23 protein-coding genes are annotated in these 22,962 nt (G+C 43.9%); 10 read left to right on the top strand and 13 right to left on the bottom strand.

Annotation, left to right across the window (positions count from 1 at the left end; genetic code table 11):
- Nucleotides 1–249: 249 nt before the first annotated feature.
- Both proB and MA_RS21395 read right to left on the bottom strand, forming a co-directional pair.
- Complete coding sequence (gene proB / locus MA_RS21400) at nt 250–1,407, bottom strand: glutamate 5-kinase (protein WP_011023993.1); 1,158 nt, start codon at nt 1,405–1,407, stop codon at nt 250–252.
- 138 nt (nt 1,408–1,545) lie between these two features.
- The gene (locus MA_RS21395; protein ID WP_011023992.1) at nt 1,546–2,889 is read right to left on the bottom strand and encodes a glutamate-5-semialdehyde dehydrogenase; all 1,344 of its coding nucleotides are present in this window, start codon (nt 2,887–2,889) and stop codon (nt 1,546–1,548) included.
- Between the two features lie 844 nt (nt 2,890–3,733).
- Here MA_RS21395 and MA_RS21385 point away from each other — a divergent pair.
- A complete protein-coding gene (locus MA_RS21385) occupies nt 3,734–4,150 on the top strand; it encodes a DUF356 domain-containing protein (protein ID WP_011023991.1) in 417 nt (138 codons plus the stop codon).
- 436 nt (nt 4,151–4,586) lie between these two features.
- Here the strand turns inward: MA_RS21385 and MA_RS21380 are convergent, their stop codons facing one another.
- The 3 genes from MA_RS21380 to MA_RS27645 form a co-directional block, all read right to left on the bottom strand.
- Entirely contained in the window at nt 4,587–5,021 is a 435-nt protein-coding gene (locus MA_RS21380; protein WP_011023990.1) for a toprim domain-containing protein, read from the bottom strand.
- Between the two features lie 142 nt (nt 5,022–5,163).
- Nucleotides 5,164–5,490 carry a DUF167 domain-containing protein gene (locus MA_RS21375; RefSeq protein ID WP_048066569.1) on the bottom strand — a complete coding sequence of 109 codons (327 nt, stop codon included), beginning with the start codon at nt 5,488–5,490 and terminating at the stop codon, nt 5,164–5,166.
- Nucleotides 5,491–5,580: 90 nt separating this feature from the next.
- Nucleotides 5,581–5,757 carry a hypothetical protein gene (locus tag MA_RS27645; protein WP_157860373.1) on the bottom strand — a complete coding sequence of 59 codons (177 nt, stop codon included), beginning with the start codon at nt 5,755–5,757 and terminating at the stop codon, nt 5,581–5,583.
- A gap of 284 nt (nt 5,758–6,041) precedes the next feature.
- On the opposite strand from MA_RS27645, the gene MA_RS21370 reads away from it, so the two are divergent.
- The 4 genes from MA_RS21370 to MA_RS21355 all read left to right on the top strand — a co-directional run bounded on the left by MA_RS21370 (nt 6,042) and on the right by MA_RS21355 (nt 9,467).
- Entirely contained in the window at nt 6,042–7,151 is a 1,110-nt protein-coding gene (locus MA_RS21370) for an amidohydrolase family protein (protein WP_011023987.1), read from the top strand.
- Nucleotides 7,152–7,170: 19 nt separating this feature from the next.
- Nucleotides 7,171–7,632, top strand: coding sequence for a universal stress protein (locus MA_RS21365; protein WP_011023986.1), 462 nt, complete (start codon nt 7,171–7,173; stop codon nt 7,630–7,632).
- An 85-nt stretch (nt 7,633–7,717) separates the two neighbouring features.
- Nucleotides 7,718–8,572, top strand: coding sequence for a CBS domain-containing protein (locus tag MA_RS21360; RefSeq protein ID WP_011023985.1), 855 nt, complete (start codon nt 7,718–7,720; stop codon nt 8,570–8,572).
- A gap of 211 nt (nt 8,573–8,783) precedes the next feature.
- Nucleotides 8,784–9,467, top strand: coding sequence for a 2,5-diamino-6-(ribosylamino)-4(3H)-pyrimidinone 5'-phosphate reductase (locus MA_RS21355; protein WP_011023984.1), 684 nt, complete (start codon nt 8,784–8,786; stop codon nt 9,465–9,467).
- Nucleotides 9,468–9,911: 444 nt separating this feature from the next.
- Here the strand turns inward: MA_RS21355 and MA_RS27640 are convergent, their stop codons facing one another.
- Nucleotides 9,912–10,061 carry a hypothetical protein gene (locus tag MA_RS27640; protein WP_157860372.1) on the bottom strand — a complete coding sequence of 50 codons (150 nt, stop codon included), beginning with the start codon at nt 10,059–10,061 and terminating at the stop codon, nt 9,912–9,914.
- A 112-nt stretch (nt 10,062–10,173) separates the two neighbouring features.
- Nucleotides 10,174–10,890, bottom strand: coding sequence for a YkgJ family cysteine cluster protein (locus MA_RS21345; protein ID WP_011023983.1), 717 nt, complete (start codon nt 10,888–10,890; stop codon nt 10,174–10,176).
- Between the two features lie 578 nt (nt 10,891–11,468).
- Here MA_RS21345 and MA_RS27635 point away from each other — a divergent pair.
- On the top strand, nt 11,469–11,642 hold the full coding sequence (locus tag MA_RS27635; protein ID WP_157860371.1) for a DUF5350 domain-containing protein: 174 nt from the start codon (nt 11,469–11,471) through the stop codon (nt 11,640–11,642).
- Nucleotides 11,643–11,644: 2 nt separating this feature from the next.
- On the opposite strand, the gene MA_RS28005 is transcribed toward MA_RS27635, so the two are convergent.
- The 5 genes from MA_RS28005 to MA_RS21325 all read right to left on the bottom strand — a co-directional run bounded on the left by MA_RS28005 (nt 11,645) and on the right by MA_RS21325 (nt 14,513).
- Complete coding sequence (locus MA_RS28005; protein ID WP_011023982.1) at nt 11,645–11,917, bottom strand: hypothetical protein; 273 nt, start codon at nt 11,915–11,917, stop codon at nt 11,645–11,647.
- Between the two features lie 181 nt (nt 11,918–12,098).
- Nucleotides 12,099–12,467, bottom strand: a complete 369-nt coding sequence (gene crcB / locus MA_RS21340; protein WP_048065899.1) for a fluoride efflux transporter CrcB — start codon at nt 12,465–12,467, stop codon at nt 12,099–12,101.
- Nucleotides 12,468–12,470: 3 nt separating this feature from the next.
- Complete coding sequence (gene crcB, locus MA_RS21335) at nt 12,471–12,851, bottom strand: fluoride efflux transporter CrcB (protein ID WP_048066568.1); 381 nt, start codon at nt 12,849–12,851, stop codon at nt 12,471–12,473.
- A 153-nt stretch (nt 12,852–13,004) separates the two neighbouring features.
- Nucleotides 13,005–14,198 carry a molybdopterin molybdotransferase MoeA gene (gene glp / locus MA_RS21330; RefSeq protein WP_011023979.1) on the bottom strand — a complete coding sequence of 398 codons (1,194 nt, stop codon included), beginning with the start codon at nt 14,196–14,198 and terminating at the stop codon, nt 13,005–13,007.
- A 21-nt stretch (nt 14,199–14,219) separates the two neighbouring features.
- Nucleotides 14,220–14,513 (bottom strand): ubiquitin-like small modifier protein 1, encoded by a 294-nt coding sequence (locus MA_RS21325; RefSeq protein ID WP_011023978.1) that lies wholly within the window; start codon nt 14,511–14,513, stop codon nt 14,220–14,222.
- An 80-nt stretch (nt 14,514–14,593) separates the two neighbouring features.
- On the opposite strand from MA_RS21325, the gene MA_RS21320 reads away from it, so the two are divergent.
- The 3 genes from MA_RS21320 (at nt 14,594) to MA_RS21305 (ending at nt 18,482) form a co-directional block, all read left to right on the top strand.
- Nucleotides 14,594–16,273 carry a flippase activity-associated protein Agl23 gene (locus tag MA_RS21320; protein ID WP_011023977.1) on the top strand — a complete coding sequence of 560 codons (1,680 nt, stop codon included), beginning with the start codon at nt 14,594–14,596 and terminating at the stop codon, nt 16,271–16,273.
- 336 nt (nt 16,274–16,609) lie between these two features.
- Nucleotides 16,610–17,269 (top strand): CBS domain-containing protein, encoded by a 660-nt coding sequence (locus MA_RS21310; RefSeq protein WP_011023976.1) that lies wholly within the window; start codon nt 16,610–16,612, stop codon nt 17,267–17,269.
- Nucleotides 17,270–17,300: 31 nt separating this feature from the next.
- The gene (locus MA_RS21305) at nt 17,301–18,482 is read left to right on the top strand and encodes a cation:proton antiporter (RefSeq protein ID WP_011023975.1); all 1,182 of its coding nucleotides are present in this window, start codon (nt 17,301–17,303) and stop codon (nt 18,480–18,482) included.
- An 80-nt stretch (nt 18,483–18,562) separates the two neighbouring features.
- On the opposite strand, the gene MA_RS21300 is transcribed toward MA_RS21305, so the two are convergent.
- Nucleotides 18,563–21,292, bottom strand: a complete 2,730-nt coding sequence (locus tag MA_RS21300; protein ID WP_011023974.1) for a calcium-translocating P-type ATPase, SERCA-type — start codon at nt 21,290–21,292, stop codon at nt 18,563–18,565.
- 264 nt (nt 21,293–21,556) lie between these two features.
- Between MA_RS21300 and MA_RS21295 the strand changes: the two genes are divergently transcribed.
- Nucleotides 21,557–22,870 carry an NAD(P)/FAD-dependent oxidoreductase gene (locus tag MA_RS21295; RefSeq protein ID WP_011023973.1) on the top strand — a complete coding sequence of 438 codons (1,314 nt, stop codon included), beginning with the start codon at nt 21,557–21,559 and terminating at the stop codon, nt 22,868–22,870.
- Nucleotides 22,871–22,962: the final 92 nt, after the last annotated feature.

The raw sequence follows: 22,962 nt of genomic DNA, 5'->3' as shown, positions 1-22,962 counted from the left end.
AAATGATTGTATATTAACTGTAAATTTGAAAAGGACTATTTTTGAAACTCATCTGCGGAATGCTAATTTCAACGCACAACTGCATTTATTACCTGTTAAGGTTTCGAAAATTCATATCCTGTTAGAGTTGGAAACTCAATATTACCTGTTAAAGTTTCGGAAACTCAATAGCCCGGTTGAACTCTCTGGATAGATTACTGTTTTCCGGGATCAGACGAGATTCGGAAAATTTTCCTGAGCCCGATGAATTTAGTTTATCCCTTCCAGTATACCGATATTTTCTTTCTTAATTACATTATCATAATTATTATAGCCCAGAATATTGTCGATTTGATTTGTCTGGGCTCCTTTGATTTTAATCAGTTCTTTGGAAGTGTAGTTCGTGATTCCCTTTGCAAAGACCTTGCCTTCACATTCGAGCTTCACGACGTCTCCCCTGTCAAAAGTTCCCTCAATATCCACAATACCTGCCGGAAGGAGGCTGTTTTTTCCCAGCACCGCAGCTTTTGCTCCGGCGTCCACGCGGACAGTCCCTGAGGCTCTGGCAAGAATTATCCAGCGAGCGCGGTTTTTCTGAATATGCCTCTCTGCAAGGAAGAGCGTTCCGATCTCTTCTCCGGAAAGGATCTTAGTAACCACATCCTCTATTTCACTGTTTGCGATTACGACATAGCAGCCTGCCATGCTGCAGATTTTTGCAGCTTTTATCTTGGTTCGCATCCCCCCCACACCCTTGAAGTTTGTGGGGTCTCCCCCGTAGCTCTCGATTTCAGGTGTGATCTTTTTTATAAGGGTCAGCAGTTTTGCATCACTGTGCGTCTTTGGGTTCCTGTCAAAGAGCCCGTCAATGTCTGAAAGGATGATCAGGAGGTCAGCATCAATTTTGCTTGCAACCATTGCAGAGAGCTTGTCATTGTCCCCGAAGATTGCTTCAATCTCGTTTGTACATGTACAGTCGTTTTCGTTTATTATCGGGACGACTTCATACTCCAGAAGGGTTGAAATGCTGTTCCTCAGGTTAAGGTAGGTTACGCGATCGGAATAGAATTCATAGGTAAGAAGAATCTGGGCTACCTTCATCCCGTATTTGGAAAAAGCCCTGCTCCAGTCCTGCATCAGTATGCTCTGCCCAACAGCTGCGGCTGCCTGCCTAATGGGGATCTCGCGGGGTTTGGGGGCTATGCCCAGCTCGTTAAGCCCCACGCCTATTGCTCCCGAACTTACAAGAATTACTTCTTTTCCATGTTTTCGAAGTTCGTAGACCTGAGCTGCGATGCTTTCCATAAAGGCAGGGTCAATATTGCAGTTTTCTTTAGTGTGGTCGCAACCCTTTCTGGTTATCGAAGAAGTTCCAATCTTAATAACGATTTTATTAACATCACGGAAGAATTGTTCTCTATCTGTCAATGGAAGTGCCTCTGAAGGTTATTTGGAAGATGGCTGCAAGTAATCTCGATCGCAGCCAGGATTTCCAGTTTTTGCACTTAACCTGCGCTGGTATTTCAATTCAAGTATATAAACATATCATAAATATTCAGGGATGTGTTAATTCACATCCGCAAACTTAAGGTCAAGCTTCCTGTGAGTATAGGGTTTTGCGTTTTCTCCTGCATAGTCGGCAACGACTTGCCCTTTACCCATAAGGATATACTTGTAAATCAGCAGCCCTTCCATGCCAACAGGTCCACGGGAATGGATCTTATTCGTACTGATCCCTACTTCGGCACCTTTTCCGTAGCGGTAGCCGTCCGCAAACCGTGTAGAGGCATTTACCATTACGCTTGAGGAGTCAACTAGCCCTATGAATTCTTTTCTCCGAGAAGCATTTTCCGTTATTATCCCGTCTGTGTGGTGGGAGCCGAAGGTGTTTATGTGGGCAATTGCTTCTTTTATAGTATCTACGAGTTTTATCGAAAGGATAAGGTCGTTATATTCGAGGCTCCAGTCCTCTTCTGTAGCCTTTGAGAGGGGAGAGAGCCCTTTTTCTGCGAGCAGGATATAGCTATCTTTGTCACAGCGCAGTTCCACTCCTGCTTTTATGTACATCTCTGCCATTTTCGGCAGGAAAGCTTCCGCAATTTTGCGGTTTACCAGCAGGGTTTCAATGGCGTTGCATACTGCAGGGTACTGGACCTTGGCATCGAAACAAACTTTCCAGGCAGTATCCGGGTCTGCAAACTCATCTACATAGATATGGCAAATCCCGCTTGTGTGCCCGAGTACCGGGATTTTTGTATTGTCCTGAATGAACTTGACAAACTCATTAGAGCCTCTGGGGATCAGGAGGTCGACATACGCATCAAGGCTCAGAAGGCTCATGATCTCTTCTCTTGTTTCCATTAGCTGGAAGGCTCCTTTCGGCATTCCCTCGGTGGATTCTATGGCTTTGACAAGAATTTCGAAAATTGTGCGGTTCGACTCTCTGGCTTCGCTTCCGCCTTTGAAAATGGTTGCGTTTCCGCTCTTCAGACAGAGGGACATTACCTGAGGCACAACGTCAGGCCGGGATTCAAAAATCACTCCTATCAGGCCTATGGGGCAGCTAATCTGATAGAGGATCAGATCGTTGTCAAGCTCGAGTGTGGAAAGAGTCTCCCCAACAGGATCTTTGAGCTTTATTACATCCATGATTCCTGCGATCATCCCGTCAATCTTTGAGTCCGTGACCTTGAGCCTGTCCACAAGGGCCTGGGTAAGCTTCCCGACTTTTTTCAGTTCGGATGCATATTCAAGGTCTTTTGAGTTTGCTTCAAGAATAGCTTTTCTTTCTCTGTCCAGGGATTCTGCCATAGCCTCAAGCGCCCTATTTTTTACCTCTTCGCTTACACTGGAAAGCTCAATTGAAGCTTTTTTTGCCTTAACAACTTTAGTTTCAATATCTTCAGCCATATATTCACCGTCTTTATGTAATGACCCTAATCGAGATTATAAAATATAATTGAGATTATAAGATGTAATTGATTGAGATTTATAAGAGGAAGAACTCAGTCCATAGAATACTTGGGTTTTTTCATGCACGGAGATGAAAACAGAACACAGAGAGTTCTATGATAAATATTTTTGTATACTGTCTCGGTATATGATATGGCAAGGTTCTAAATAAAAGATCCCATTTAACGAAGTTATTTTTGCCCAATATGGCAGAATCAAATGAGTAAGTTTATATTATACTATTTTTATTTAATGTAAAATGATATTTTAAGTGAATATATATATTCATTTAAAGTCTTGATATCCCCTTATTTCAAAAAAAACCTGGAGAAAGGGCTCCATTCATACTTAATCCGGGAATCAAAAAATGAAGTTTACGAAATCTAATAATAAAATATTATATTGCTTGGCCAATAAAAAACTTCTCTTAAAAACTCAACTAAGGTGGATTTTAAGTAAAGTTCCCCTGTTGGTAAAATATTATTTCAAAACGAATATATATACGATGCATATAAGTATAGCATATGCGACTCTATTTCATGGGAGCGCATACTAAATCTTGAAAAAAGAGCTTGTGAAATACCCCTGTAATTTTTGAACATATTTTGCAATAAGGCGAAAGGCGGACAAAATATTAAGGCCACGGAAATGGCAATTTTTAACAGTCTCGATCTAATGAGGGTGCTGCATTCGGCTGGGAATTTATGGTCGTCCACTAAGCCGTTTCATACACAAAGTTTATTATAGGGGTAAATCCATATCGAAATGGGGATAACTTCTGTAGATTGGTGGTGTGTAAAAAATGAAATCATTTGCGTTAGTCCGGGCAGACGACTCGGATAAAGTAAAAATAGCATTACATGATCTAGAACGATACGGGCATATTCAATTTTCAGCGACTCCTAAATGTATAGAACCTAATTATGCTGATGAGCTTCTTGTAAGTGTAATGGGCGTATCACTGAGGTCAAAATGCAACTCTGCAGCCCTTGTTGAGTTGAATAATCACGCTGGAGCGGCTATTAGCAGGTTGAAGAAGATTCACCCCCCTGCACATATAATTATTATTAGTCCAAGGCATAAAATGTTTGAAGAACTGGCTGGCAAATTCCAAAAATATCCTGAATTCGATAGAACCTTCAATCATCAAAAGAGTTCACAAAGTATGGATATGATTCAGGAGAAAGGGGAATCATCCAATCCGATGCATAAAGAGTAATACTTTCTCTTTTCAGGCGAAAGTTACAATTACCTTTTATTTCTCTTTTTCTGAAATTTGTAGAGGAAAAGAGAACTCTCTTTTTTAGTTTACTAACCTTTCTTAGATACGGACTTTTAGCTATGGACTTTTTAGATAACGGATTTCTTAAATATATGAATTTTTAGCCTAATTTTTGTCTGGACTCGATCCAAATTTATGTAAGCTTCATCCGGTTTAAAAGCATCTTTCAATCCTGAATTCCATCTTTTTAAGCGCATATATGCCTTTCCCCAAATCTGAGAGGTCAGATAATTGTGATTTAATATATTACCTTGCATCTTATGTGCTTATGTTTAAGCGCATGAGTCGACATCAAGCGACATTTATGCGCTTAAAAATGCGGAACTAAGGTTCAATATTAGGTTCCGGGTCTTAGGTTGAATCTTTCTGAGTCTCATATATTATCTTCCTGATCGAAAGATACACCTGTCTTTGACCTTAGTTTGGAAACGTAAGTATACAGGCTTTCAACATCTTTAATTTCTTTTTGTGTTATTAGCCTCAGTTTATTCCGGATCTGGAGTTCAGGCTTTATTCCAAAGTTCCCAAAGTATTCCGAAAGTTTGGTGGCAAGTATGTCCCCTCTTCTATCCCAGTCCGTGAGTATAATAACCTCGCAGCCGAGTTTCGCTATCCTCTCTGAAAAATTAAAAAGAGAGTGGCGGGTTGCAAGCTCAAAGTTGCCATCAATGCCGAGCCGCTTCATGGAAAGAATGTCTCTTTTCCCTTCAACGATAATCACTGCTCCCTTTTTTGAGTATTCCGAAAGTTCCAGAAGCAGTTCTTCAATTCTTTCCAGCCTTTTTCTGTATATTTCAATATCAGTCACGTTATTTGCAACCTTTTAGTTTCATAGGAGATTCGCTAAACAGGGGATTCGCTAAAAGGGGATTAGTTAAACAGGAGATTAGTTAAACAGGAGATTAGTTAAACAGGAGATTTATGTAAAAACCTGCCTTGCAATTCTTTTTTCATTCCTTTAAACGGGCTCCCAGAACCGATACTGCCTGTTGATATGAGATTCCTTTTATCAGTAAAGACTTCTTGCTGCTTGTAGCTCCGCTGTTTATCAGGATTTCCGAACTGCTGATCCCGAAAAGTTCGGCAAGGCTCTCAATAAGCTGTTCATTTGCCTTTCCTTTCTGGGCGTTTTTAGTCAGTTTTACTGCAATCCTCTTTCGCCATTCATTATAGCCGCTGGGAACGGAAAGTGACCTGGAGCCTGGGGTAACTTCAATTTCAATAATTATGCCGGAGTCCAGAGTTTTTATTGCCTCTTCGAAGGACATATATGTCATCATTTTGAAAGTAAATATATAAATGAGTAACTGGTATCCCGACAAATTAGGGGAATAATGTTCGATCCTTAAAAATAGCCCGAAAATAATCTAGTAAACTTTTTCGAAGTAAGCTATAAAAACAGATTTATGTAAAATAGTGCTGTAGCCCGAGCGCACTAACTCCGAAAGTTCATCCTCTGGTTTTCCGCAGTCCCTTTCAGTTACCCTCGTGTCGGGCAGTGTCACACTATCGATGTACCGCATTGGGGTTGTCTGTACACTCACAGTCAGGATTTTCCATTCTCTTATGCAAGGACCTATACAATGCGACAGGCGGTTATATATATTTACTAACTTATATATGTGCCGGTAAAATCGAACCCCGGCATGGGCATCTCTGATTGGGCAACTTCTTAAAACATAAGAGAAACTATTCTGATAAGTTCCGACAAGGGAAAAATTTCCGGGCAACATTAAACGGGCTTAAGGAAAAGTTATATATGATGTATAATGTTTGGTCTTCCACTAACTGAGCACAGGCGTTTGATGAGCAGCAGAGGTGCGTATATATGTACGGCACTGAACAGGTAATTTCCGGAACAATTATCGCAGGCCCCGAACTGGACCCCATAGAGGGGTATATCTGTGTAAAAAACGGGATTATAACGGAAATTGGGGAAGAGCATACATATTCTGCAAATATAATAGCTCCCTGTTTTGTCAATGCCCATACCCATCTTGGAGATTCAGTTTGTAAAGACCCTCCTCTGGGAAAAACCTCCGGTTTTCGGGTCCAGAAAGATCTTGACTCCCTGGTAAAGCCGCCAGACGGATTGAAACACAGAATTCTCAGGGACACTTCTTATAAAACACTCATTCAGTACATTAGAAAGTCTCTTCTGGATATGATTGAGACCGGAACCTGTGCTTTTGCAGATTTTAGAGAAGGAGGGGTCGTAGGGCTTGCAGCCCTTAATAAAGCCCTTGAAGGGCTGAACCTGCATTCCCTTATATTTGGCAGACCCACAGAACCCCAGCTTCCTCTGGAAGTGGTGCTTGCCGAAGTAAGAAGGGTTTTATCGCACTCTGACGGGCTTGGAATGAGTGGAGCAAATGATCTCGACATGGAACTCTTGCAGGAGATGACAACCTGCACAAGGGATCGGAAAAAACTTTTTGCAATCCATGCAGGGGAAAAGAACAGAAGTGACATTGAAAAAGCCCTGTCCCTGGAGCCCGACCTGTTGATTCATCTAACACACGCCACAAAAAAAGACCTTGAGGATGTAGCTCAGACAGGAGCTCCGGTTGTTGTCTGCCCGAGGTCGAACTTCGTGACAGGATCAGGGATGGCGCCGATAGCTGAAATGCTTGAGGCTGAAATCCGTGTAGCAGCAGGAACAGATAATGTAATGCTGAACTCTGTAAATATGTTTGCTGAAATGGAATTCATGTCCAAGGTCTTTTCGATCGAGGATAGGCAAGTATTTAAAATTTGCACACTTAATGGTTCTTTTGTAATGGGGCCTGATTCTACGGGTTCTATAGAAAAGGGGAATAAAGCGAATTTAATGATCCTGAATGGAAGTTCAAACAATCTGGCAGGAATAAAAGACCCTATTAGTGGAATCACAAAGAGGGCAAGGCCCGACGATATATTAGCGGTGCTTCATTCGTAAAGCAAATGGAGAACGAGATATGACGAGCGAATTTTACCGGAACATAGTAATTGCAACAGACGGATCTGAGAATACCCAGAGAGCAATTTCTTACGGAATTGAGATTGCAAAACTCAGCGGCGCCACAGTCCACGCACTTTATGTAGTGGACACATCTTCTTTTTCGTCGATACCCATGAGCTCGGACGGCGGCTGGGAAGCAATGTTCGAAATCCTGAGAAAAGAGGGCCAGAGCGCAGTCTCTGCCGTCAAGCAGCAAGGAAAGGCTGCAGGGGTAGAAGACATAAGAGAAATTGTCTGGGAAGGGAATCCGAGTTCTGCGATTCTCGAGTTCGCAGAGAAAAACAATGTTGACCTGATAGTCATGGGAACGCTTGGAAAAACCGGACTTGACAGATTCCTCATGGGAAGTGTTGCAGAAAAGGTAGTCAGAAGTTCAGATGTTCCGGTAATGGTCGTCCGGAGTGGAGAAACAGGCTGATATTGCTATTGACTGGAAGCCTTTTGAAGAGAAACGATTGATCAAAAAATCCAGGATTCAGAGGACAATACAGGTGTAGATCAATATGCCAAAAAACATCTTCATAGAAGATATCATGGTAAGGGACGTTGCATGTGCGACCCTGCCAGGTTCCAGGGACGAGGTTCTTAAAATTCTTAAGAACAAACATATCTCGGGAGTCCCGGTACTCAAGGATTCCAAAGTAGTAGGAATAGTAACCCGGACAAACCTGTTACAAAACCCTGAAGAGGAACAGCTGGCCCTCCTTATGACACGAGACCCGATAACCATATCCCCTGGATCGGACCTGCAGACTGCTGCACGCCTGCTTCTGCAGCACGGTATCAGAAGGCTTCCGGTTGTCGATGACGGAAAACTTGTGGGGCTTGTCACGGTTGCAGATGTAGTGGGCACAATTGCGGATATGAATATCGATATTCCTATCAAGGACTATGTGGAAAAGGAAGTAGTTGCAATCTACAACGAGACCCCCTTGCCTGTTGTAGCCAGGATCATGGAACTTGCCGGGGTCAAGGCTGTGCCCGTACTTGATGCAGCTCTTGAACTCATAGGGATCATCTCGGACCGAGACGTAATCGCCGCGAGCGTTATTGAAGACAGCGTGGAAATGTCGGATATGTCCGCAGGGCAGGATGACGATGCCTGGACATGGGAGTCCATGAGGGATACCATGAGCATCTACTATAGCGTGTCAAGGATTAAGGTCCCTAACCTGATCGGAAACGATGTCATGATCCGGGAACCGATCACAGCTACCTACATTGCATCTGTCAGCGACTGCGCAAGAAAAATGAAACGTAATAGGATTGACCAGATACCGATTATTAATTCAAACCGCAAGCTTCAGGGCCTCTTAAGAGACCACGACCTTCTTAAGCCTCTGGTAGAATCGGAATAAGCCAGGCTAAATGCGGGTTGAATACAGTTTTGAGCCGGGTTAAAAATAGTTTAAACCCCAGCTCAAACTTATTTCAGTCTAAAAATAAAAACAGATCAAAAAACCGGAAAAACTCTCACTTTAAACCTGGTTTATTTCAGAATTCTAATGTGTAACGGTGATTTTTATACAAAGTATCTTTTTATTTAATACTTTTTTCCGGAGCCATAACATGGACAGGCCCTTTATTTTTATAAACTCCGCTATGTCAGCCGACGGCAAACTCTCAACAAAAGAGAGAAAACAGGTAAAGATCTCAGGAAAACTCGATTTTGAGAGGATGGATGAACTGCGGGCTCAGGCAGATGCAATCATGGTTGGGATAGGCACCGTACTTGCCGATGACCCCAGCCTGACGGTAAAATCTCCTGAAAGGAAAGCCGCCCGAAAAGCCGCCGGAAAAAGTGAAAATCCGGTAAGGATTATTATTGATAGTGCCGCAAGAACTCCTCTTGATGCCGATATCTTCAAAAAAGGTGAGGGGCTCAGGATAATTGCCGTTTCAAATTCAGCTCCCGCAGAGAAAATCAAAAGCCTGGAAGAAAAAGCTCGAGTCATTAAAACCGGAGACTTTAAAGTTAACCTTCCAGAACTTGCGGTACTATTAAAGGAAATGGGTATAAACACTTTAATGGTCGAAGGAGGTGCTACTCTGAACTGGGGAATGCTCTCCGCAGGCCTTGTTGATGAGGTCTATACTTTTGTTGGAAACCTCATTATCGGAGGAAAAACAGCCCCGACTTTCACGGACGGAGAAGGGTTCACGGAAGCCGAACTCCTCGGACTTGAACTGCTTTCGGCTGAAAAAATTGAGGATGGAATACTTCTTAAGTGGAAGATCAAAGGGAAAAAATAAGATTATTTCTTAACTTCTTTTTGACTTCGCTTGTGAAATCCACGTCATGTCGTTTTCAGTCCCGACAACGGCGGTTGGAAAAATCAATTATTCTCATTGAAATTGATAATAAGTTCACAAACATTATCGCCGCAACTTCTTCTTTTAGTATATGCGTGTTCCGAATGCGGAAGTATTCCTTCAATCAACCCTGCCTCATAGTTATCTATAGATAAGCAGGTCCTGTCATTCCATTTTGTTATATGTCCCCCCAACGACACTTCCGAGCATGAATTATTACTTTGTTCTTATCTTTCTGTACTATTTTACTTTTGATTCCGAAAATCCGGTGAACTGCCAGCAACACATAGGCACACCCTTCCAGATCTTTTTTTAAATCCAGCATCTCAAGAATTTCGGTTGACTGTCCAAGCCCAATATTGTACATAACTTCATTTAAGTTGTTTACACTATCGTTTCCACATTTTCCTGCATCACTTCAAGAGTGTTCGCATATATCGTTCCAATGCCACTGACGGATTTTTTCCATCTCAGGTGATAGGGGATGCCATCCAAATCAATCAATCTCTTCAGCAGGAAACTTTTAAAAGACATGCTGTTCTCTCCAGTTTGGGCCTTGAAATCCTTCTACAGGAAAAATGAAGTTATTTTTTAGTTCTATTAATAATGGGATTCAAGGAGCAAAGTTTTGGGATGAGTTCGTTAATTAATCAGTTCCGGGCTGAAGATTATGTTTCTCAAACCCTTTCTCAGTGTATACAAATACTTCAATCTTGCATTCCCCTTTAAGGAATTCCCTCATTTTACGGTCATAGGTCCTCTGGACATGTTTTAAGTTGTTCTTCCGGAAGTGAGCCTCCAAAGCTTCGAGAAACCCGATCATCTGCACCAGATAGGTTTCTTCATAAGCCTTTGTCTCCTGTGCAATTGCTTCACACGTAGAGTCATCGAGTTCCGAATGATAGCTCCCGTGTTCGTTTAAGCCGCTTATCTGCCGCCAGTCTACTTTTCCAGTTTCGTCGGCTTCCCTGTGCAGCATGTGGGGATACACCCTGCAGATTGAGGGGCGGCTTTCGTAAATCCTGCATCTCTTATTTTCCAGGAAAATGCAGGAACCGTCAGGTTTTGTTTTCAGGGCATAGCCGGAGACATAGAACCTTCCGTTCTGGTCGCAAAACTCGTAATACGGGGCAGGAGTGACGGCATACGGGTCGATTTGTTTTATTATTTCCAGATCCGAATCGAGAAGAAATACGTGGTCGTTAAACTCTTTAGTGCAGCAGCGGGCACAGAGTTCACACCTGAATCCCAGTTCTTTGATTATGCCGACAAATTTTGAGTCCGGAAAGTTCTTTAAGTCCCGCAGTTCTTCTCGCACTTCGGTAAGTCTGGTTTCAATTGGATTATTTTTTACGGAAATCACCTTTTAAGAAAAGAATTCTGAAACATTTGTTCTGCTATTTGCCAGTCCCTTTATCCCTTTTCTTGCTGTTCATCCTTTATCTGGCATCATTTGAGTGCCTTATCATCCGAGTACGGTACCATCGGAATATCGCATCACTTGGGTACCTTAATGTCTGAGTACAGCCCCAGCTGGGTGTCATATCACTTGCGTGCCTGTAAAGCTTAGAGGGATCTATATGCATCTTCCCTTGAAAGAATTATTTATATCTTGCGTATGTTTCCTATATTTTTGTGCCCGGATTCAGGGCAATGTCCGTAACATTTAATTACTAGCATTTCTCTTTATGATAAACTCAAGGCTTGATGAAACTCATATCTCTTACTTTCAGGCTTCAAGGAATCTCGGTATTCCAATTAAGATCATTGAAAGATTATCGATTTGACAGATCATCGAATCAAATACCTATGTTGCGGGATCGCTGCTGATGGGTAAATCCGCGGCAAACAGCAGTGGCCGGCGATAAAGCAGACATGGTATGTGAATAAAGTTAAAACAAATACAGACTAAATCCAGATCAAAATTAACGAGGAATGATAATGGGCAAAACCGGTAGCATTGATTGGGTAAAGGTAAAAGGCAGAAAAGGCAGAGTAATCAAGATCCAGAAATCGAAATCGCAGAAAGCACACCCTGGACCTGCACAGCGCTTCACATCTTCGGGTCACAAGAGGCGCTTCATTAGAAGATCTGCAAAAGCCCTCGTAAAATAACCTCAGGGCTTTCCCATTTTACCATTTTTAGTTCTATTTTTTAAGTTACTGACGGTCTTTTTTACACTAATTCTCAAAAAATTAATTTCTCTATAGGTTTCTCTATCTTTATCCGGAGCTTCGTTTTTTGATAGAGATGCACCACATGAATCCGTACTTCTTTTTGACGAACTACCGGGCCGGCTGGTGGAGGCTTTTGTGTTTTTTTCATGAATTGAGAAGCGGTCCCCGGAGTTAAGGAAGTATCTCTCTGGCTGTCGGGCCTGTTCCCTCACCGTGCGGCGCAGGAGAAATAAGTGATTCTCCCATGGGTTTCGGAATGGACCTACAAATTAATCTGAAACTATTATGACCGACGCTTCAATACAAATAAATTCAGAACCGACAGGATGCCTTAGTACTACTAAACAGTTTTTTAACCTGGTCTGGGTACCTGCTTGGGGGATTTATTCAAAATCAAAGCATGAGGGCAAGATATGCGATGCTTACTCCCAGGAGGCAGAGCATGACATTCAGAAAGATATTGAGGAAAAATGAAATGTTTTGCCCGTCCTCAAGCAGCCTGAAAGTTTCATAGGCAAAGGTAGAGAAAGTTGTAAAGGAGCCAAGCATTCCTATGTTTACCAGATAGACCACGGATTCCGGTTCCGAAGAAAAAGTTAAGAGTGCGAGCACTATGCTGCCCAGAAGGTTTACCGTAAGGGTTCCTGCCGGAATATTCTGGATTTTTGGCACGCGGCTTGAAATCGTATAACGGAGGGATGCCCCTATGAAACCACCCGTGCCTATCAAAAAAAGTTCTCCTATGCCTGAAGTAGGGAACATATCTCAGATCTCCCTGCTTGAGAGGGCTTTTATGACACTCCTGCCGAAGAACACGCCTGTAAGGGTAAGAAAGATATTTGCACTGATATTCCCGAGAGCCGGGATGAAAGGCAGGCTGAACGACTGGACTGCAAAAGTGGAAAAGGTCGTAAACGCTCCCATAAAGCCTGTCCCGAACGCAATTTTTCCTTTAGGGCCTATGAAGCCAAGGTATTCGGTATCGTACATTATCATGCCCAGCATGAAGCTCCCAATTACGTTTACGGACAGGATTCCAAGTTGCCCTTCCACAAGCTCACAGAGCAAAAATCGGCAAACTGCTCCTAGAAAGCCGCCGGCTCCTATTAAAAAAATCTTATCTATCTCTTTATCTTGGGAGGGCATTTTTTTCACTTTATATTACTGAAAATTGGAGTAAAGGACGGTTACGTCCTTCCCATTACCTCCTGTTAGTATAAAATTTTATTCATTTCATATAGCGAAGTAGTAAAAGAAGCCACCCGTATCTGTTTACATACCAGCTTCTTGATTCCAAGTTTACTCGATCAGAAAGACGTCCACTTCCTGTCCTTCTTCATAGCCTTCCAGGTTCTCAGGCACGAGAACATAGCCGTCAGCCTTTGCAACCGAACTCAGGACTCCTGCTCCTGCTCCCATAATTGGGCGTGCCCTGTCTCCTTCAAAGACAACGCGGATGAAATTAACGTATCCGATTTTTGAACTTATTTTTGCAGCCAGGCGCTTTCTAAGGACAATTCCCGGTACTTCAGGGATCGAACCCAGTTTCCGAATCCCGGGGCGGACAAAGAAATACAGGGCAACAAGCCCGGCAACCGGATATCCCGGAAGGCAAACTACGGGAACTTTTCCTATGACCCCAAGAGCTACAGGCTTTCCGGGACTGAGCGCGACCCCGTGCACAAGCAGTTCTCCCATAGACGTTACAACCTCCGGGGCATGGTCTCTTTTCCCGACTGAAGTCCCACCTGAAAGGAGGATAATATCGGCGTCCAGGTTAGATTCCATTGCTTCTTTTAAACTCTCCGGGCGGTCAGGCACAATCTCCGTGCATCGTGAAATCCCCCCCCACTTTTCCGCATAAAGGGCGGCCATCAGCCCGTTGGTCTCAAGCACCATTCCGGGAGGGGGGATCTCTCCGGCTCTTTTGCGGCTTATCAGTTCGTCTCCTGTGGGGATGACTGCGACCAGAGGTTTTCGGAAAACCTTCACCCTGTCGAGTCCGAGGGAGGCGAGTACGGCAGCGTCACAGGGGCGGAGGAGATGCCCCTCCTTAAAAACCAGCTCTTCTTTTCTTATATCCTCTCCAATCTGCCCCACGTTCCTCCCCGGATAGACCTGAGCCCTGATTTCAACCATGTCCCCGACAGTCACGGTGTCTTCAACCATTACGACCGCATCGGCACCTTCCGGGAGGGCGGCTCCGGTATGGACCCACATGGAGGTCCCTTCCTCAATGCTGTCCGACAGCTGTAAAAGCACGGGATTTGCGGGAGATGCACCCGGCGTATCAGCTGCCCTGACAGCGTATCCGTCCATCGCAGCCCGCCTGTAATGAGGTATATCTCTTCCGGAAACTACGGTTTCTGCAAGTACCCTGCCTGTACAGGCTTCAAGGGGCACTTCTTCTGCATGCCTTAGCGGGGAGATGTTTTCAAGGAAAAGCTGCAGAGCTTCATCAACGGAAGTACGTTCTTTAAATATCCTTCCCATACTCCTGCCCCCTGGAAAAAATCATCCCCCGGAAACAGGGGGCAGAATCCCGATTTCATCCGAGTCCTTAAGGAGAGTCTCAAGCCCTTCCAGGTGCCGGATATTGTTTCCGTTAATCAGAATATTTATTGAACCGCAAAGTATCAGAATCTCGCTTTTTTCATCGCCTTTTTCAAAAATAACATATTTTAAAGCGGGATATTTGTCGGTGAGGGATAAAAGGACATCAATAACCTTTTCTCCGGAAAGCGGGAGTTCCGGGGTGCCTGCGGCCTCACGTAGATTTGCAAATAACTTCACTTTTACTTCAGCCATGAGGAAGACTATTTCATCCTACTCCTTAAATATACCTATGCCTTATAAGAAGCAGCCATCACCTTAAGGTTTGGGAAACAATGCAGCAAAATCCATACAATGACTCGAATAACTCCGTAAACTCATCGAGGCTGTCCGTAAATTCATCAGGGCTCTCCGACACAAAGTACAGGCTTCTTGGGCTTCTGATCGTTTTCTTTGCCCTGGCCCTCAGGCTCTTTGAGCTTGGAGAGAGGGTTTTCCACCATGATGAGAGCGTACATGGCAGTTTCACTCTCAAGTTGCTCGAACAGGGTGAATATAGTTATAATCCTGCCTATCACGGCCCCTTTCTTTACCATTCTACTGCAGCCGTCTTTCACTTCCTTGGAATAAACGATGCAACAGCTCGCCTGATCCCTGTTTTTTTCGGAGTGGCAACTATTCTACTGCTCTTTTTGCTGAAAAAAGAACTGGGAAAGAACGGCGTGCTCTGGTCGATGTTTCTGCTTGCATTTTCTCCAAGTATGGTGTACTTTTCAAGGTTCTTCAGAAACGATATGATAATTGTGTTCTGCACCCTGGCGGCTGTTGCGGGCGCTTTCCGTTATCTCGACAACATCCACAGCTTCAAGCGCTTCCCTTACCTTTTCCTGACAGCGTCGTCCCTTGCCCTTGCCGTGACTGCAAAGGAAAACGCCTATGTAATCATACTTATATTCGGAGCTTATGCCGGGATGGGTTTACTATACTGGATTTATTCCGACTGGAAGAGAGAAAACCTGGGTTTGCAAAAGACCCTCCTCCGCAAAGTTTCGACTCTTTTACGCTTCCTCCCTGAAATTCTTCTCTCGGGAGCAGTTGCCATTTTCATTATAATGTTTTTTTATACCAGCCTTTTCAGGAACGACATTTCCCTTTTTTCAATCGTAGAAAGGGCTTTTCATCACTGGCTGGCAATGCACAGGATGGAGAGGATAGGAGGCCCCTTTTACTATTATATCCCAATTCTCCTGCGGTATGAGCTTCCGGTTGTAATCTTCGGGCTGGCAGGTTTTTCCTATTTCCTGAAAAGTAAAAGGGAGAATGCTTCATTTTTCTTTTTTCTCTGCTACTGGGCCTTTAGCAGCCTGCTGCTCTATTCCTATCTTCAGGAAAAAGTCCCCTGGCTCGTTGTGCATATCGTCCTGCCCTTCGGGATCCTGGCAGGAACTTATCTGGGAGAAACATTTCTCCGGAAGCCTGAATCAATTCCACAGGAACAGGAACTTCCGGAAGAACAGGCGTTTCCGAAAGGAGATCGGAGTCCTCTGACAGGTTCAACCTCTTTTCGGAAAAAACACTCCAGAAAAGTTTTCAATTTAACTGCAGGAATTCTGGCTCTTTCCCTGCTAATCTCTCTTGGTCAGTGTATCTCGGTAAATTACTACAGGAGTATGGATCCTGCAGAGCTGATGACTTATACACAGGCTTCTCTGGATATCCGGGAGCTTATGGAGAAGATAGAGGGATTCGACCGAAGGCCTGAGACCCTGAGGCTTTACGTGGTTGACCCGAATAAGCTTTACTGGCCCCTGCCCTGGTACCTGCGGGACTACAATAAAGTAGGATATGCTTCAAAACCCCCGTCCAGCAGTAAATACGAGGCCATTATTGTGCCCTCATCCTATGATATGTACAGGGAAATCTCAGCAGAAGAGTATTCCTCTTATAAGTTTACTCTGCGTCCGGGGAGAAATTTCACCCTCTATTACAAGAAGAAATTTGAAATGGGCGGATAAGCCCAGATTTTCTTTTCTAAATCTCTTTTTCCACGAGTTAAAAAACAGTCTTGAGTCAGGAAAATATTCTCTCAGCCGGGGAACATTTCTTCAGCATATTCCCTCTTCTACCCATTGCATTGTTTTTCTTGTTGTTTTTTCTCTGGATGACGGGTTGTTTCCGATCACGTGAGGTTCAGGAAGAAATATCTGAGAGCTTTATTCCTGGATTCGAAACAGGTCAACTGATTTCCCCGGCCAATCGGAATAGGGAGAAAAACAGATGAAAAAACCCGGAAAAAAGCGAAAAAAATACCGAAGAACACAAATAATATGTAAAAAGGGGAGAATTCTTAAATGGAGCTATTTATGGGCAAAATATTCTCTCTAACAAATAATCTTGCAGGAAGAAACTTCTCTCAAGGAAACAGCTATGAAGAGGAGGAAGAAAAGGAAAATGGAAATGAGAGGCATCCGGAAAAGGTTCCAGAAAGGGAAGAAGAATTATCCGATACTTTTGAAGAGTTTCTGGAAGACTTTATGCCATCCGAGAAGGAAGGCGAGAGATTTGAGAGTTGCCTCTGGATGACAATTGAAGACTTAATGACCAGAAATGTTGTCACAATAAAAGAAAATGCTCCTCTGGAAGAAGTCTTTTCGCTTTTTGGGAAATTCCCCTACCATACTTTTCCCGTAGTGAATGCGAATAATGAGCTTGTGGGGATCATTGACCTTGATGTTGTTCTAGAAATCTTGCTCTTGTGCCTGGTCCCCAGATCAAAACATACCCCCCTTACGGCTATAAGGTCTCTTGGTGGAAAAGCCAGAGATATAATGATCACACATCCGGTGACAATTTCTCTTGATGCTACACTCAAAGACGCTTCGGACCTGATGATGAAGCACAGGTTTGACCGCGTATGTGTCAGCAATAATGGAAAACTGGCAGGAATTATCTCCAAGAAAGATCTCGTAAAAGAGATTTGCAGGAGAAGAAAAAAGGTGAGCTTGGGCTAAAGCAAGAGAGGACAGTGGGGGACTAACAGCAGTGAGTGCTCTGTTTCAGATACTATTTCTTATTTTCAGTGTGAAAATCCTGGGGGAAGCGTCAGAAAGAGCAGGATTCCCTTCAATCATGGGGGAAATTCTTGCAGGTATCTTACTCGGAGTACTTTTTCTTGATGTAGAAACCGTGGTAATCGCTTTCTTTGCTCAGCTCGGGGCTATTTTCCTGCTTTTTACTGCAGGATATAAAGAAGTGAGCTTAAGGGAACTGAAACCCGCAGCATTAGTTGCTTTTGTCCCTACATTTTCTCAGATATTTTTTGCCTTTGTTTTCGGTTTCATGCTTGGAGAGATCTTTAATTTCAGTTTTCTTCAAAGCCTCTTCATAGCAGTTGCTTTTAGTCCGACAAGCATAGGAACAGTGCTCAATACTCTTATAGACCTGAACTATCTTTCCAGCAGACCCGGGACAATAATGCTTTTTTCGGCAATCCTTGACGATATTATAGGGATATCCCTGCTTTCTATCTTGATTACTTTTACCCGTTTCAATCTCATGCCTTCGGCTCTGGGCGTTCTTACAATTGCAGGAAAAATCCTGCTCTTTCTGCTGATCATGTACATCCTTGGAAAGTACTTTTTCCCCAGGATTTTTGTTTATGCCCAGAAAATGCACGAAAAAGAAGCAGTATTTTCCGTTGTGGTTATGGTAGCTCTTTTTTCTGCCTACCTTGCAGAGTTTTTCGACCTTCATGCAACAATAGGGGCATTTATCGGAGGGGTCTTAATTTCGGAAATTCCTCTTGCCAAAATTCAGGACGTACAGAGCAAAGTAGAAGGGCTGGCTTACGGGATCCTGGTCCCTCTTTTTTTTGCTTTTATAGGTTTTTCAATTGACCTTCAAGACCTGGTAAATGCAGGTATTTTTGTCCCCCTGGTTGTCCTCCTGGCCCTCTCCGGAAAACTGATAGGAGGCTTTATAGGGTCAAAAGCGATAGGGTTCGATTTTTATGAAAGCCTTATCTTCGGGATAGGGGTTATGCCGAGAGCAGGGATAGAACTTGTGGTGTTGAGCATAGGCAGGAGCGCAGGGATCATCGGACTGGAAGTATTCTCAGCGATGGTTTTTATGGTAATTATATCCCTCCTGGTTTCACCTCCGCTTCTAAAGTTTGCGATTCGAAATGAAAGAAAAAACAAAGCCGATAATGGGACCATAGAATGACAGTTTAGATCCGGAAAAAGATCAGAGCTCTCCCCTCTTTTTTAAAGCCAAGACCCGGATGAGCTTAGATAACCTTCCGATCAGTAATACTTCCTTGCATTCAGGTACTTTACAATCTCCATTGAGATGAGGGTGGTGGAAGCTAAAGCCGTTATGATTCCCAGCTCAGAAAGGGAAAGAGGGACTGTCCTGAAAGCAAATTGCAGGAAAGGGGTGTAAACCACCAGCAACTGCAGGATTACTGTGGTCAGGACTGCATAGACCAGAGCTTTGTTTGTAAAGAGCCCGAGAGAAAAAATCGAATACCTGTCAGAACGCCAGTTGAAAGCGTTGAACATCTCTGAAAAGACTACAAGTGTGAAGATCATGGTCTGTAGTTTCGGAATGGGAAAACCGCTGTTCAGAGCCCAGACTAAAACTATCAGGGCCTGAGTGGCAATAAGCCCTCCAATCCCAAGCCCGGCAGCAATTTCACGGCGGGTGATAAGTCCTTCTTCAACATCCCTTGGTTTCTGCCTCATAAGCCCCCTGTCAGGAGGTTCAACAGAAAGAGCCATGGGAGGGAGCCCGTCCGTAATCAGGTTGATCCAGAGGATCTGTACTGCAATCAAAGGTAGGATCTGCCAGCCCAGAATTGCTGTGAGGACGATCAGGACTTCTCCGATATGGGCTGTAAGTCCGTAGGCTATGAAGTTTTTGATGTTTTTAAATATGTTTCTTCCTTCTTCAACTGCCGAGACAATGGACGCAAAATTATCATCTGTCAGGATCATGCTGGAAGCTTCTTTGCTGACATCAGTGCCCGTAATGCCCATTGCTATGCCCATATCCGCAGCCTTCAGGGCAGGAGCATCGTTAACTCCGTCCCCGGTCATTGCCACAACATAGCCTTTCTTCTTTAGGGCTTCTACCACTCTCAGTTTATGAGTAGGGTAGACCCGCGCGTAAACCGAAACCTTTTCAACTTTCTCCTCAAACTCAATCTCGTCAAGGTTGTCAAGTTCCGAACCCGTAAGAGTGAGGTCGTTTTCCTTTAAAATCCCGAGTTCTCTTGCAATTGCAGCCGCTGTGATCTTATGATCCCCGGTTATCATTACTGTCTTGATGCCCGCCTCTTCACAGGTTTTGATAGCAGCTTTTACTTCTTCCCTCGGGGGATCTCTCATACCTATTAGCCCTGAAAAGATCATGTCCTTTTCAATTTCTTCTGCAGGGATTTCCCCGGAAGTAACTTTTTCGGGGGAGAAACCCTCTTCAAGCGGGCGGAAAGAAAGAGCCATAACTCTCAGGGCCTGATCAGCAAGTTCTTTAACCTGCTCGGAGATCTCCTGTATCTGCTCCTGAGTTAAAACTTTCGTTTCGCCGTCAAGCAAAATCTTCGTACAGGAGGCAAGGATTACCTCCGGAGCTCCTTTCGAAAAAGCCACAAGTTCGGAATCAAGAATGCTTCCGGGGCCGTCTTCCAGTTTGTTGAAGGTGGTCATTCTCTTAGTTTCGGAAGAAAAGGGTATTTCTGCAAGTCGCGGGTATTTTCGTTCTAGTTCGGAGTTTTCAAACCCTGCCTTTGCCGCAGCGACCACAAGAGCTGCTTCTGTCGGGTCTCCTGTAATTTTCCACACGTCTTCTTCTTTATGAAGGTTTGAATCGTTGCAAAGGGCAGCCCCAAGCAAAAGAGTCCGAAGATGTAAATCGTCCTCAGAGACCTCAGGGTCTTCTTTATCCGAGTCCTCTTTTAAAAATTTTCCTTCAGGATTATACCCGTTTCCCGTGACTTTGAGGTTCTGTTTATTAACATATATCTTTTCAACTGTCATTTTGTTCTGTGTAAGCGTGCCTGTCTTGTCAGAACAAATTACATCAGTAGCCCCGAGCGTTTCTACCGAAGGAAGTTTTCTCACAAGAGCATGTCTTTTGACCATACGCCTTACTCCAAGCCCCAGCCCTACTGTCACAACCGCAGGAAGGGCTTCAGGGATAGCGGCAACTGCAAGTGCAACACCCCAGAGAAACATGTCCAGCGGAGGGAAGCCGGAAAAAACCCCTAGCACTGCAACAAAAGCTACAATTACGAGAGTTGCCCCGCCAATCCATCTCCCGAATTTATCGAGGCTTTCTTGCAGAGGGGTTCTGGACCTTTCTATTGTCCCGAGAAGTCCGGCAAGTTCCCCAAAAGATGTTTTCATGCCTGTTGCCGTGACGACCCCCTTTCCTCTTCCGTAAGCAACTGAAGTCCCTGCATAGACCATGTTCTTCCTGTCAGCTTTGGAAGTGCTTGCGGGCAGAGCATCGGTAATTTTCTGGACAGGCACGGACTCACCGGTGAGCGAGGACTCGTCAACTTTAAGGTTGAACTCTTTAATTATCCTGGCATCAGCGGGGATGCGGTCTCCGGTCTGAAGCAGAATTATGTCTCCCGGGATTAGTTCGGTTGAAGGGATCTTTTTTTCAGCCCCGTTTCTTATTACGGTTGCCTCGGGAGACGTCAGGGACTTAAGGAGTTCAATTGCTTTTTCAGCTCTATACTCCTGTACAAAACCAAGAACTCCGGCAAGAAAAACAGTAAATAAAATCACCACCGAGTCAATGGTTTCCCCGAGTAAAGCCGAAACAATGGAAGCAACTATCAGGATGAAAATTAAGATACTTTTGAATTGTGAGAGAAAGAGTCGCAAGACCGAGACTTTTTCTTTTTCTTTAAGTTCGTTTTTCCCATACTCTTCCAGCCTTTTTTCAGCTTCTTCGGAGCTCAATCCTTCCTCTGAAGTCTTCAGCTCCTCAAGAACCGAGCTAATTTCCCGATCGTAGTACAAACCCTGACCCTCGTCTTTTTGTAACCCGATAGCTCTGTACTCGGTATGTACCGCGCTATAATATAAATGAGTTTAATGTATATATAGCGGTTAGACATATCGATATGCAAAGGGTTTTTTTGTAATATTTATAGTTCTACAAGACCTTTTCCTGTAAAAAAAGATTTGGAATCTATCTGTTTTTCCATATGGAAATTACAGGGTTTTAAAGCCCAATTCTCAAAAATTAGCTTAAAAATTAATGAATAGAGGGAAAAAATATCCATGAAGATAGTAATAATCGGAAGCGGACTTGCCGGTTTATCCGCAGGTTACAGGCTATGTAAATCTAACGAAGTAACCGTTTTTGAAAAAGATCCAGATATCGGGGGGATGGCAGCAAGTTACTGTCTGGAACAATCCGGGAAAAAATACTTTATTGAAAGGTACTACCACCATATATTCAGGACCGATTCGGAACTCCTTGCCCTCATAAGGGAACTCGGGCTTGAAAAGCAGATGCTGTGGCTGGAAGCAAAAGATGCCTATTTCGTGGATGGTAAGAACTATCCTATGAACACTCCTCTTGAGATCTTACACTTTAGCCCTCTATCCATTCTTGACCTGGCAAAACTTGGTCTGCTGGTTTTCAGGATCAGACTGATAAAAGACACGGTGCCCTATGACCAGATAAAGGCAAAGGACTGGATTCTCGATACTGCGGGAAAGTCGGTGTATGAAAACTTTTTTGCCCCTCTTATGAAAAGCAAATTCGGAGATAACGCCGAAAACGTTTCTGCCGCCTGGTTAATCGGGAGGGTGAAAATAAGGTCGGATAGGGGAAAAGAAGGGGAGAAACTGGGGTACATGAGAGGCGGCTTTAACTCTCTTCTGGAAGCCCTGGAAGGGGAAATAACTGCAAATGGGGGAGAGATTCGGACAAATAAGGAAGTAACTGAACTTGTGATCAAAAACAATGCCGTACAGGGAGTGGTGGTGGACGGGGAGTTTATAGCTTGCGATGCGGTTATTTCGACTGCAGAACCCGCGGTACTTGATGCGATCACCGGAGGCAAGCTAGAACTCCTGCATGATTCTTTAAAAAATATCCATTATCAAGGGACTGCGTGTGCTTTGATCGGGCTTGATAGGCCGCTTATGGAAGACGGGAATTACTGGATGAACATAAAAGCCGATGTGCCTTTTGGAGCCGTGATCGAACACACCAATTATATGCCTTTTGAAGACTATGGGGAACATCTGGTCTATGTGACTGCTTATTTTCAGGACGAAAAGAGTGCTCTCTGGACGCAAAAGGAAGAAAATGTCCTTGATTCTTACCTTCAAGGGCTTGAAAAAATGTTTCCCGGATTCTCAAGAACAAAGGTTCGCTGGACGAAGCTCTACCGCAGAATAGATACCGCCCCCGTATACGAGCAGGGCTATCTCAAAAATGTGCTTCCTTTTACTGCAGGCCCTTCTGGGCTTTATCTTGCAGGTATGTTCTCTTCAACCAATTATCCGGAAAGGAGTCTGAACGGTTCGGTAAAAGCCGGGTTTGAATCCGCAGAGCTGCTGATGAAAGAAAAAGGAAATTAAATTCCGGAAAAAGTGAGTTAAGAAATCCCGCAGGCATAGAATATATGGCATAGAATATATATTTCTATCCCGGAAGTTATGGTTCCGTGCTG

The sequence above is a fragment of the Methanosarcina acetivorans C2A genome (assembly GCF_000007345.1).
In the GTDB taxonomy this organism is placed as follows: Archaea; Halobacteriota; Methanosarcinia; order Methanosarcinales; family Methanosarcinaceae; genus Methanosarcina; species Methanosarcina acetivorans.
Note: the sequence above shows the minus strand (reverse complement) of the source record. Positions and strands in the feature narration are given on the sequence as shown.

Bases quoted from the DNA above. Each gene is read 5' to 3' on its own strand.
- MA_RS21395 (WP_011023992.1), bottom strand. From the start codon at position 2,889: ATGGCTGAAGATATTGAAACTAAAGTTGTTAAGGCAAAAAAAGCTTCA.
- MA_RS21385 (WP_011023991.1), top strand. From the start codon at position 3,734: ATGAAATCATTTGCGTTAGTCCGGGCAGACGACTCGGATAAAGTAAAA.
- MA_RS21375 (WP_048066569.1), bottom strand. From the start codon at position 5,490: ATGACATATATGTCCTTCGAAGAGGCAATAAAAACTCTGGACTCCGGC.
- MA_RS21370 (WP_011023987.1), top strand. From the start codon at position 6,042: ATGTACGGCACTGAACAGGTAATTTCCGGAACAATTATCGCAGGCCCC.
- MA_RS21365 (WP_011023986.1), top strand. From the start codon at position 7,171: ATGACGAGCGAATTTTACCGGAACATAGTAATTGCAACAGACGGATCT.
- MA_RS21360 (WP_011023985.1), top strand. From the start codon at position 7,718: ATGCCAAAAAACATCTTCATAGAAGATATCATGGTAAGGGACGTTGCA.
- MA_RS21355 (WP_011023984.1), top strand. From the start codon at position 8,784: ATGGACAGGCCCTTTATTTTTATAAACTCCGCTATGTCAGCCGACGGC.
- MA_RS27640 (WP_157860372.1), bottom strand. From the start codon at position 10,061: ATGTCTTTTAAAAGTTTCCTGCTGAAGAGATTGATTGATTTGGATGGC.
- MA_RS27635 (WP_157860371.1), top strand. From the start codon at position 11,469: ATGGGCAAAACCGGTAGCATTGATTGGGTAAAGGTAAAAGGCAGAAAA.
- crcB (WP_048065899.1), bottom strand. From the start codon at position 12,467: ATGTTCCCTACTTCAGGCATAGGAGAACTTTTTTTGATAGGCACGGGT.
- crcB (WP_048066568.1), bottom strand. From the start codon at position 12,851: ATGCCCTCCCAAGATAAAGAGATAGATAAGATTTTTTTAATAGGAGCC.
- glp (WP_011023979.1), bottom strand. From the start codon at position 14,198: ATGGGAAGGATATTTAAAGAACGTACTTCCGTTGATGAAGCTCTGCAG.
- MA_RS21325 (WP_011023978.1), bottom strand. From the start codon at position 14,513: ATGGCTGAAGTAAAAGTGAAGTTATTTGCAAATCTACGTGAGGCCGCA.
- MA_RS21320 (WP_011023977.1), top strand. From the start codon at position 14,594: ATGCAGCAAAATCCATACAATGACTCGAATAACTCCGTAAACTCATCG.
- MA_RS21310 (WP_011023976.1), top strand. From the start codon at position 16,610: ATGGAGCTATTTATGGGCAAAATATTCTCTCTAACAAATAATCTTGCA.
- MA_RS21295 (WP_011023973.1), top strand. From the start codon at position 21,557: ATGAAGATAGTAATAATCGGAAGCGGACTTGCCGGTTTATCCGCAGGT.